Source organism: Anaerococcus octavius (assembly GCF_900445265.1).
Lineage (GTDB): Bacteria > Bacillota > Clostridia > Tissierellales > Peptoniphilaceae > Anaerococcus > Anaerococcus octavius.
The window spans coordinates 47688-58815 of record NZ_UFTA01000002.1; the positions used below are offsets into that span (position 1 = coordinate 47688).

An 11128-nucleotide genomic window follows, 5' to 3' on the forward strand; every position below is an offset into this window, starting at 1 on the left:
ATTTACTTTTTTAAATAAACGTTTTACAGCTTTATTTATAGGTAAATAAATCTTTATAAGGAGGAGATTATGGAAAAAAATGTTTCTAATCAAAAACCCCGTGGGTTTTATGCAGCTTGTATTTCTTTTTCCTTTGAACGTTTTGCCTTTTATGCAGCAAAATGGTTAATGACCGTTTTTGTAGCTGCGTCTATTATGGATGGCGGTCTTGGATTAAGTACAGGAGAAGCTGCAAGAATGAGTGCGAACTTAGTAGCATTCACTTATTTGTTGCCGTTATTTGGAGCATACATATCAGATTATTTAGTGGGAGCTAGATATCTTATACCAATTGGATTGATTTTGATGGGTGCAGGATTTTTAGCAGCTTGGAAAGCAGAGAGTGCTTCTGGTATAAATGTTATGGTTATCTTGGTTTCACTTGGTACAGGTCTATTTAAATCTCAAAATAATGCTATTATTGGTAGACTTTTTACAGACAAGAGCAAACTAGATGAGGCCTATTCTACCCAATATTCTTTTGTAAATATTGGTTCGTTTATAGGTACAACAGTTATTGGTATTTTAGCTGCTAAGCATGGTTATAGATTCTGCTTTTTAATATGTGCCATCATAGTATTCATTGATGCTATATGGTATATAGCAAATTATAAAAACTTTGGTAATGTAGGTAAAAAACCATTTAAAATTAATGAAAATGCAGATCCAGATGAAGTTAAAAATAAGGAAAAAGTACCACTAACAAAACTTGAGAAAAATAGAATTTTTGCTATTATACTAGTTTCACTATTCTCAATTATATTCTGGATATTTTGGTATCTAGCATCTCTACCAGTATTATTCCACTGGGCAGGAGAAACTGCAGCAGCAAACTGGACTATAGGTTCATTTGAAGTGCCAACTTCATGGTTTGATTCATTAAATGCTATTTTATGTATCATTCTTGGACCAGTCTTAGGTTCATATTGGACTAAAAAAGCTAATTCTCCAAAAGGAGACTTTAATATGTTCCAAAAAACAGCTCTTGGTATATTCTTATTAGGATTATCATATATTGTTTTTGGTACTGCTGAAGTAGTTCGTGGTAATGGACAAGCTTCATTAATTTGGATAATAATATTTGGTATATTTTTAACACTTGGTGAGATGGTATTTTCACCACTTGGTAACTCATTTATAGCTAAATATGCACCTTCTCAACTTATTACAACAATGATGAGTGTTTGGGTTCTAGCAGTATTTTTCTCAGGAAAATCTTATGGTGCAATTTATGACTATACTCAACAATTCCCATTTGATAAGGTAATGTTTACCATTGCTGCTATTGCAATTATATCTGCAGCTGTTCTATGGATCTTTAGTGGTAAATTACAAAGACTTGTAGAACCAAATGCAGCTGATAAAAAAGAATATGAAAAACTTCACAAAACAGAAAAGACAGAAGATATAGAAAAAACAGAAAACACAGTAGATAAGGAAAATATTAAAACTGAAGAAACAATCACCTTTGAATCAGATGATGAAAATAACTAAGGAGTTATAAAATGACTGATAGATTTAAAAGAGTTTTAGACAAGATGCAAGAAGAAGACTTAAAGCAAATTATTGTTACAGATCCAATTGCGATTTATTATTTAATTGGTAAAAAAATTAACCCAGGCGAAAGAATGCTTGCTCTTTATCTAAATACAGATGGAGATAGGAAACTTGTTATAAATGAACTTTTCCCACAAGAAGGCGACCTTGGAGTAGATTTAATCTGGTATAACGATATTGAAGATCCTATCGAATATTTGGCAAAAGAAATCAAAGACTATGACAAAATAGGCATTGATAAAACTTGGCCATCAGGATTTTTACTAAGACTTCAAGAAAAATTCCCAGACAAAAAATATGTAAATTCATCCCTTTTAATCGATGAAGTTCGTATGATAAAAGATAATGAAGAAATTGATCTTATGAGAGAATCCTCTAGAATCAATGATGAAGTTATGGATGAAGTTATTCCTTGGGTAACAAAAGGACTTACAGAAAAACAACTATCAGATAAGGTAAAAGAAATATATGCCAAACATGGTATAGAAGATGTTTCATTTGAACCAATCACAGCTTATGGTAAAGGTGGAGCAGATCCTCACCATGAGACAGACGATTCAAAAGGAAAGTTAGGCGATAGCGTAGTTTTAGATATAGGTGGTTTTTACAAAGGCTATGCTTCTGATATGACAAGAACAGTATTTATTGGGGAAGTATCTGATAAGGCACGTGAAGTTTATGAAATAGTAAAAGAAGCTAATCTTCGCGGTATAGAAGCTGCAAAGCCAGGAAATAAGATGAGTGATGTGGATAAAGCATGCCGTGACTATATAGAAGAAAAAGGCTATGGAAAATATTTCACACACAGAACAGGTCACTCAATTGGTCTTGAAGATCATGAATATGGGGATGTTTCTAGTGTAAATGATGCCATTATCAAACCGGGACAAATTTTCTCAGTAGAACCAGGTATATATCTAATGGATGAAGGCATCGGTGTAAGAGTAGAAGACCTTGTAATCATTACAGAAGATGGAAACGAAGTAATAAATAACTACACCAAAGATTTAATCGTGGTAGATTTAGATGATTAATGAAGGATATATGCCTTTTAAGGATTACAAAACATATTATAGAATTGTAAATCCAGAAGGAAAAAAAACACCCTTAATTTTAATCCATGGTGGACCAGGATCAACCCATAATTATTTTGAAGTTTTTGATGAATTTGCCTATGAAAATGATAGACCAATAATTATGTATGACCAAATAGGCTGTGGAAATTCTTTTGTAGATGGTGATAAAGATTTGTTTAATGCTGATATTTGGATGGAAGAATTAATTTCGCTTAGAAAATATTTAGATCTAGATAAAGCTCATATCTTAGGTCAATCTTGGGGTGGTATGCTTGTAATACTTTATGCTTTAACAAAACCGGAAGGAGTAGAATCTATCATTTTATCTTCTACTCTATCATCTGCAAAATTATGGAGAAGTGAGCAAATTAGAAGAATAGCATACATGGATGATGAATACAAAAGTCCTTTGCTAGATGCAGAAAAAACAGGCAATTATTCTTCAAAAGAATACCAACAAGCCCTAGAAGTATTTATGCAAAGATATTGTGCTGGTCCCTATGATGAAAATGCTCCAGAATGTCTCACACGTGAGAAAAAATCTGGTTCAAAATCCTATGTAGTTGGCTGGGGAGAAAATGAATTTTCACCAACAGGTACCCTTGCAGGATACGAAGTCACAGATAAATTAAAGGAGATAGAAATACCAACTTTAATTACAAGTGGTGCTGAGGATTTATGTTCACCAGTTATTGCCAAAGCTATGCATGATAATATCAAAAACTCAAAATGGGAATTATTCCCAAATTCTCGTCATATGCCATTTGTAGACGAACATAATGATTATATTAAAGTTTTATGCAAATGGTTAGATGAAATAGACAATAAGTAAATAAAAAGCAGGTAAATAAATATTTTACCTGCTTTTTTGTGTTATAATCGTAAAAAAGGAAGCTTTAATATTTAAGGAGATAATTATGGACGTTTATGAAAAAGCTTTAGAAAAGCATAGAGATTGGCAAGGAAAAATTGGTACTGATGTAAAAGCAAAGGTAAATAATGCAGAGGATTTAACTTTTGCTTACACACCAGGAGTGGCTGAGCCATGCAGAGAAATTGCTAAAGACGAAACAAAAGCCTATGAGTATACATCAAAAGCAAATACAATTGCAGTAGTTTCTGATGGATCTGCTGTATTAGGACTTGGAAATATCGGTCCAAAAGCTGCTATGCCAGTTATGGAAGGTAAGGCTGTTTTATTTAAAGAATTTGGTGGAGTTAATGCTGTGCCGATAGTGCTTGATACTCAAGATCCAGATGAAATTATAGAAACTGTAAAAAATATCGCTCCAGGATTTGGAGGGATAAATTTAGAGGATATTTCTTCACCAAGATGTGTTTACATAGAAGATAAATTAAAAGAAATCCTAGATATACCAGTATTTCATGATGACCAACACGGGACAGCAATTGTAACGGTTGCAGCTTTAATAAATGCCCTAAAATTAGTGGATAAAAAGCCAGAAGACATTAAACTTGTAATGAGTGGAGCTGGAGCAGCTGGATTTTCTTGTGCAAAACTAATCAGTGATTTGGGTGTAAAAAACATTATAGTATGTGACTCTCACGGAGCAATTAATAAAATGATGTTAAATTCTGGAAACCCAGTAAAAGCTCAAATTGCAGAAATGTTTAATCCAGATGATTTCGAAGGCTCAATTTCTGAAGCAATAAAGGGGGCAGATGTATTTGTAGGAGTTTCTGCACCAGATGTATTAACTAGCGAAGATATTAAGAATATGAATGATAATGCCATTGTTTTTGCTATGGCAAATCCTGTGCCAGAAATTGACTACAATGTAGCTAAAGAAGCTGGAGCAAGAATTGTAGCAACCGGTCGTTCAGATTTTCCAAATCAAATCAATAATGTCCTAGCATTTCCAGGAATTTTTAAAGGAGCTTTAGAATCTCATGCTCCACAAATCACTGATCAAATGAAAATGACAGCAGCTAAGGCTCTAGCTTCATTTGTAAAAGAGGAACAATTAAACGAAGAATACATCATACCATCAGCCTTTGAAGAAGGAATTGCAAAAGCTGTAAGTGATGCGGTAAAGACTTTAAATTAATTGAAAAATACCTTTTTAAAAGTAAAATAAAAGAGAAAGTTAAGGGACTGATTATTACAATCAGTCTTTTTTGTATGTGAAATATAAGAGGAATTATGGATAAAGATATAAAGTTAGTTGCTATTGATCTTGACGGTACTCTTTTGGCAACTGATAAGAAAATAGTAGAAAAAAATATAGAAGCAATCAAAAAAATACATGAAAAAGGAATAGAAGTTGTTATCGCAACTGGTAGATGCTTTAATGGTTTTTGGTGGATACGCCAAAAGCTTGGTCTAGAAGGCTTTGATGATTATTCGATTTGTAATACAGGAGCTTTTGTAAGACGTAATGCAGATGGTAAAGCAATTATAGAAAATCCTTTGGAAAAATCAGACTATGAAAAAATCTCGTCATACCTTGGAGAATATGATTTACAAATTGGAATTTTTACAAAAGATGTCTTATACAATAATGCAGAAGTTGTAAATGATGGTTTCAGAAAAGATCAAGAAATAATGAAGCTTCCACGCCTAAAATTTAAGGACTATGATGATATAGAAGGAAAAGTAGCTAGAATTAATTTTATGGGTGATGAAGATAAGCTAGATAGATTTTATGAAGAAAATAAAGAAGCTTTAGAAAAAGACTATATGACTATGAGAAATGAGAGCTATGCCCTAGAGGTTTTAAAAAAATCTTCTGGCAAATCCAATGGACTTAAAAAACTTTGTGAGTATTTAGATATAGATTTAGAAAATGTAGCTTATTTTGGTGATGGATCAAATGATATAGAATCTATAAAAATTGCAGGTCTTGGTATAGCCATGGCAAATGCAAGTAAAGAAATCAAAGAAGCTGCAGATTATGTAACAAGTTCAAATGATGAGGGTGGAGTAGCTGAATTTTTAGAAAAATTATTTAATTAGAGGTTTTAATGGATAAATTTGCAATTCTTTCATCGGGATCGTCAGGAAACTGCTTATTTATCGAATATAAGGGCAGTAAAATCTTGGTGGATGCAGGATTTTCAGCACGAAAAATAGAAAATTTATTAAAAGAAATAGGCAAAGATGCCAACGAATTAGATGCCATTTTTTTAACCCACGAGCATGCCGACCACACAAAAGGGGCTGGAACTCTATCCCGCCGTTACAATATCCCTATATTTGCCAATGGCGGTACATGGAAGGGCATAGAAAAATATGTTGGCAAGGTGAAAGATGAAAATATAAGAGTTTTTGATAGTGACAAATTTTTGTCATTTGGATCTATGGATATTATGCCCATAAAAACTCACCACGATGCCAATGAACCCGTTGGATATATTCTGTATCTGGGCAATCAAAAAATTACTATTTTGACAGATACTGGCATAGTTGATGAAAATATGGCTTATGAAATAAAAGGATCTGATATTTATTATATGGAAGCCAACCACGACTTGGAAGCCTTAAAACGTGGTCCCTACCCATATCCTCTAAAATTAAGAGTGATGAGCAATATGGGTCATTTGTCAAACGATCAATCAGCAGAAGTTTTGGCAGATGCCCTAGAAGGCAAAGAAGAAAAAGTTTTTTTAGGTCACCTTTCAGAAACAAATAATACACCAGAATTATCAAGACTTACCGTAGATAATTATCTAACAAGTCTTGGACTAGATACAAAAAAAGATATACTTTTAGAAGTAGCAGATAGGTACGCACCATCTGGCATTGTAGAATTATAGAAAGTTAAATTATGGAATTAGTAGATATTGAAAGATCAATTATAAAAAAATATAGAAAACAAATTTGGTCTCCATTCATAAAAGCAATTAAAGAGTTTGAACTAATAAATGATGGGGACAAGGTTGCTGTTGCAATATCTGGGGGCAAGGATTCACTATTACTTGCAAAAGTAATAGAAGAGCTTCATAAGCATAGCAAAGTAAAATTTGATGTAGCTTACATTTCGATGGATCCAGGATACGATCCCCGAAATCGTCAACAACTAGAAAAAAACTTGGATTATCTTGGCATAGATGGTCAAATATTTGATACAGAGGTATTTAAAATAGCAGAGGAAGTTTCTGAAGGAAAATATCCTTGCTATATGTGTGCAAGAATGCGTAGGGGTAGCCTTTATTCCAAAGCTGAAGAATTAGGCTGCAATAAAATTGCCCTAGGTCACCATATGAATGATGTAATAGAAACAATCATGCTAAATGTCCTTTATGCAGGCAAATTTAATACAATGAAACCAAAATTAAAGGCACAAAATTTTGAAGGTATGGAACTAATTCGCCCATTTTACTATGTGAAAGAAGAAGATATTATAAAATGGCGTGACTATATAGAACTGTTTGCCCTAAATTGTGCATGCACAGTTACAAAATCACAAGAAGCCTATACAAGAAAAATGATAAAACAAATGATAGCACAAATGAAAGAATCTAATCCTGAAGTTGAAATGTCTATTTTAAGATCTGGAGAAAATGTAAATTGTGATATGCTTGTAGGCTATAAATTACATGGTGAAAAGCACTCTTTCTTGGAGGAATTTGATGATTAATTTTATAAAAGTTTTAATTCTCTCAATTGTAGAGGGTGTTACAGAATTTTTGCCTGTTTCATCCACTGGTCACCTTATATTAGTAAATGAATTTGTAAAGCTAGAGCCAGCTGAGTTTTCAAATGCCTTTAATGTCATCATCCAACTAGGTGCCATTATGGCAGTTGTAGTTTTATATTTTAAAAAACTAAATCCTTGGGATCATGAAAAAACTTATAGATACTATCCAAAAAATTATGACAAATTAAATAGCCAATCTAGATTTTATTATAGGTTAACCCATCCAGATCAAAGAACAATGGAACTTTGGAAAAGAGTAATAGTTGGTGTTATCCCAGCTGGTGTTTTGGGTTTGTTATTTGATGATTATATAGATGCACATTTCTTTAACCCAATGGTTGTTGCAACTATGCTGCTTGTTTGGGGTATTATAATTATTTTGGTTGAAAAAAGAAATAAAAATAGAAATGGATTTATAAATGATAATATTATAAATGTCTCCTATAAAACTGTACTAGCAATAGGATTTTTCCAAGCTTTGGCAATGATACCAGGCACATCAAGATCAGCTGCCACAATTATGGGAGCGATGATATTAGGTTTATCTAGGGAAGCTGCAGCAGAATTTTCATTCTTTTTAGCAATTCCTACTATGCTTGGAGCAACCTTACTAAAGGTGGTTAAAAATGTCCAAGGTTTTACAGGAAGCCAATGGCTACTAATTTTACTAGGTATGGTTTTAAGTTTTGTAGTAGCTTATGTAGTAATAAAGAAATTTATGGAGTATATCAGCAAAAACGACTTTATTCCTTTTGGAATATATAGAATAATACTTTCTATCATAGTATTTTTATACTTTGGGATTATAAAATAAAAAAAAGAAAGTATCATAACTTTCTAAAATAATAAGTACTTTTATATAAGTAATACTTGTAGATAAGCGATTAAAGGACCTATAAAAATATGAGTAGGTCCTTTAATTATGCTTAATTTAAGTATTTTTATATTGATTTTTTATTTTTTTAAGACTAATTTTATATTTTCCCAGGTTCTTTTAGAAACATTCTTTTTAACAAAATTAGCTATTTTATTTTTTCCTGTACTTGGATTTATTGGGTAGTTCATTAGTTTTGGATCTAGCTGATTTATTATATCTTTAAATATTTCGTTGTGGTCAATCTTATTTTCGTATTTCGCTTTCATAAGTAATAAGAATAATTCCCTATTATTAAAGGCAGCAAATTCATCTACTGCTATATCTTGGTTAGCTACGTATTTAACACCAAAATTTGCCAATCTATGTTCCCAATAAAAAAGATCCATCATATTAATATGGGATTTTTTTATAAGGTATTTGTTTTCTCGAATCCACTTATCAAAACTATTGTCAAAAATTGTATATTTTTTTGGAATGCCGCTAAGTTTGGATATTTCCTTACCACTTGAAGCTTCTCTTTTTCTGTAATAATCTTTGAATACTGCTGAATTATTACCAGTTATGTAGAGAGTATTATTAGGAATGTTTGGACTGAGTAATAGGTGCTGAGCTGTGAGACTTTTTGGTAAAATTTGAGTTTTTTCTATATTTTCTTTGTAATAGTATAAAAAATCATCAGTCAATTCTTCAAGATCATCTAAAATTATAAGCTCTTTGTTATCATCATTTAATATCTTTTCTGCTATTACCAGATCTGGGTTATCTGATTTTAGGATATTCATAGTTGATAAGAAATACTTGCAATCTATATTTGCGTAAGAACTAGCTGCATATATAACTCTAGAATCAAATCCAGAAGTTAAAGCTAATATTTTATAATAATCTCTTTTATCTACAGCTTTAAATGAATTTACTAGGATTTCTATAGATCTATCTATGGCTTGATTGTAGTTTATGTAATCAATATCTATCCAAAATTTTTGACTTTTTTTGTTTTCTAAATCATAGTAATGGTTTGGCAAAAGTTTATAGATATTTTCATATCCCGTCACATCTGAGTACCATTCTCCTTCATTTATATTATAAAATTTAGAAGAAATATATTCCTGGTATTCTGGATCTGAGTTTTTTGGATGATTTATATAATAATTGATTGTATTTGAGTTAGAAGCAAGCATCAACTCATCTCCAGTAGAATAGTAAATATGTCTAGATGTTGCCGGATCGTTGAAGATCTTTTTTTCATCATCTGTTAAGAAAATCAATATCCACCTACCTGATAAAGATAGAGAATTTTTTTGAAAATCTTCAAAACTATTGGATTTTTCTAGCATATCCTTTAAAATGTCATAGTCAGTATATGAAATATGATTAGGATCTATTAAAAAGCCAAGGAGTACAGCTCTTTTTTCGCCAGCATCTAAACTTATATCAACAATATTTAAGTCAGGATGAGTATACAGCTTGTAATCATCAAATAAATTAGTTTCTTTCCAAGATTTTAACTTATTATGTCTATTAGTCATTAAGAATTGTCTTCTAAATAATAGCTTTTCGCTCATAATTTCTCCTATGCAAAAGTCTTTCTTAATTTATATATTCTAAAACTATTTATTCAATTGTTTAATTTGCTAAATACTAATAATTTATTTTAAGAAATTTATAAAAAATGTAATAACAAGAGGGTTAAATAAATTAACTGCTATAGCCAAAACTATTGGTAATACAAACATTGCAACATCTGCAGGACCCTCTTTTTCTATAATTGCTTCCATATTAGCAATGGCATTTGGTGTTTGTCCAAGTCCCACTCCACAGTGGCCAGCAACCATTACTGCTGCATCGTAATCGCGACTGGTTAAATTAAATGTAACAAGACTTGTATATATGGCTATAAATATTGCTTGAGCAATCATTATTACAAACATTGGTAGGGCAAGACCTAGCATAGCACTTATATTTAGATTTATAAGAGCTAATGATAAAAATAAATTAAGGGAAATATTGCCTAAAACTTCTATATTATCTATATGAGAATCTTTTTTAAGTAGGTCATAAATATTTCTTGTAATAAGTCCCCCAAATTGGCAACCTACGTAGTAAGGGAAGTTTAGATTTGTAAAAGCTAGAAGCTTATTTATAAAAGTTCCCAAAAATGAAGCCAGGGCAATAACTACAATAGCATCCATCAAGTTTTTTTGATTAATTTGATTTATATTTTTCTCCTTGATATTTGCAATTTGAGCACCGGTTGATTTTAAGTTGTGAACTCTTATTAGTCTCTTTGCAACTGGACCTCCAACAAGAGATCCTATTAGCATACCAAAAGTTGCAGCGGCAACACCTATAGATGTGTTATTAGTCGCTCCATATCCTTCCATAATCTTTCCGAAACTTACCGCAGAACCTATTCCACCTGTCATTGATGTAGAGCCCATAGCAACTCCATGTAGAGGATTTATGCCCATAGCTTTTGCCAGACCAACTGCTAGTATATTTTGTAAGGGTAGTAGTAAAATAATAGCAATAGCAAGTTTTATACCAAGCCATCCACTTTTTTTAAGCACTTTAAAACTACAAGCTAGACCTATGCAGGTGAAAAATATGTTCATAAAAAAATCTTGGATTATATCATCAAATTTAAAGAATCCAAGTCCGTTTTGTTTTAAGATAAGATTTATTATGCTAATAATTAAGCCACCTATTACAGGTGAGGGTATAAAAAACTTTTGAAAAAACATTACCTTTTTTTTAATAAATACTCCAAGCATATAAGCGATAATTGCCACACCTAGAGATTGTAAAATATCTAATTGTATCTCCATATTTACCTCGTTTTAAATATATTGTTCTTATATTATATAAGAAATATTGCTATAATCCTAGTTTTTTTATATAATTGTCACAGAATAGAGGGA

Annotated in this window: 10 protein-coding genes; 8 read left to right on the forward strand and 2 right to left on the reverse strand. The window is 31.6% G+C overall.

Features of this window, described 5'->3' with window-relative positions; genetic code table 11:
- Positions 1–69 precede the first annotated feature (69 nt).
- The 8 genes from DY249_RS00370 (at position 70) to DY249_RS00405 (ending at position 8147) form a co-directional block, all read left to right on the forward strand.
- Positions 70–1533 (forward strand): peptide MFS transporter, encoded by a 1464-nt coding sequence (locus DY249_RS00370; RefSeq protein WP_115594783.1) that lies wholly within the window; start codon positions 70–72, stop codon positions 1531–1533.
- Positions 1534–1544: 11 nt separating this feature from the next.
- Positions 1545–2630 (forward strand): M24 family metallopeptidase, encoded by a 1086-nt coding sequence (locus DY249_RS00375; protein ID WP_101540340.1) that lies wholly within the window; start codon positions 1545–1547, stop codon positions 2628–2630.
- Positions 2623–3504 (forward strand): proline iminopeptidase, encoded by an 882-nt coding sequence (pepI, locus tag DY249_RS00380; protein WP_115594784.1) that lies wholly within the window; start codon positions 2623–2625, stop codon positions 3502–3504. The genes DY249_RS00375 and pepI overlap by 8 nt, the downstream gene beginning before the upstream one ends.
- An 85-nt stretch (positions 3505–3589) precedes the next feature.
- Complete coding sequence (locus DY249_RS00385) at positions 3590–4741, forward strand: NAD(P)-dependent malic enzyme (RefSeq protein ID WP_115594785.1); 1152 nt, start codon at positions 3590–3592, stop codon at positions 4739–4741.
- A gap of 95 nt (positions 4742–4836) precedes the next feature.
- Positions 4837–5649, forward strand: coding sequence for a Cof-type HAD-IIB family hydrolase (locus DY249_RS00390; RefSeq protein WP_101540337.1), 813 nt, complete (start codon positions 4837–4839; stop codon positions 5647–5649).
- A gap of 8 nt (positions 5650–5657) precedes the next feature.
- Entirely contained in the window at positions 5658–6449 is a 792-nt protein-coding gene (locus DY249_RS00395; RefSeq protein ID WP_115594786.1) for an MBL fold metallo-hydrolase, read from the forward strand.
- 11 nt (positions 6450–6460) lie between these two features.
- Positions 6461–7273, forward strand: coding sequence for a tRNA 2-thiocytidine biosynthesis TtcA family protein (locus DY249_RS00400; RefSeq protein WP_115594787.1), 813 nt, complete (start codon positions 6461–6463; stop codon positions 7271–7273).
- Positions 7266–8147 carry an undecaprenyl-diphosphate phosphatase gene (locus DY249_RS00405; RefSeq protein ID WP_372650568.1) on the forward strand — a complete coding sequence of 294 codons (882 nt, stop codon included), beginning with the start codon at positions 7266–7268 and terminating at the stop codon, positions 8145–8147. The genes DY249_RS00400 and DY249_RS00405 overlap by 8 nt, the downstream gene beginning before the upstream one ends.
- Before the next feature lie 140 nt (positions 8148–8287).
- Here the strand turns inward: DY249_RS00405 and DY249_RS00410 are convergent, their stop codons facing one another.
- A complete protein-coding gene (locus DY249_RS00410) occupies positions 8288–9772 on the reverse strand; it encodes a hypothetical protein (RefSeq protein ID WP_115594788.1) in 1485 nt (494 codons plus the stop codon).
- Between the two features lie 84 nt (positions 9773–9856).
- A complete protein-coding gene (locus DY249_RS00415; protein WP_115594789.1) occupies positions 9857–11035 on the reverse strand; it encodes a sodium/glutamate symporter in 1179 nt (392 codons plus the stop codon).
- Positions 11036–11128: the final 93 nt, after the last annotated feature.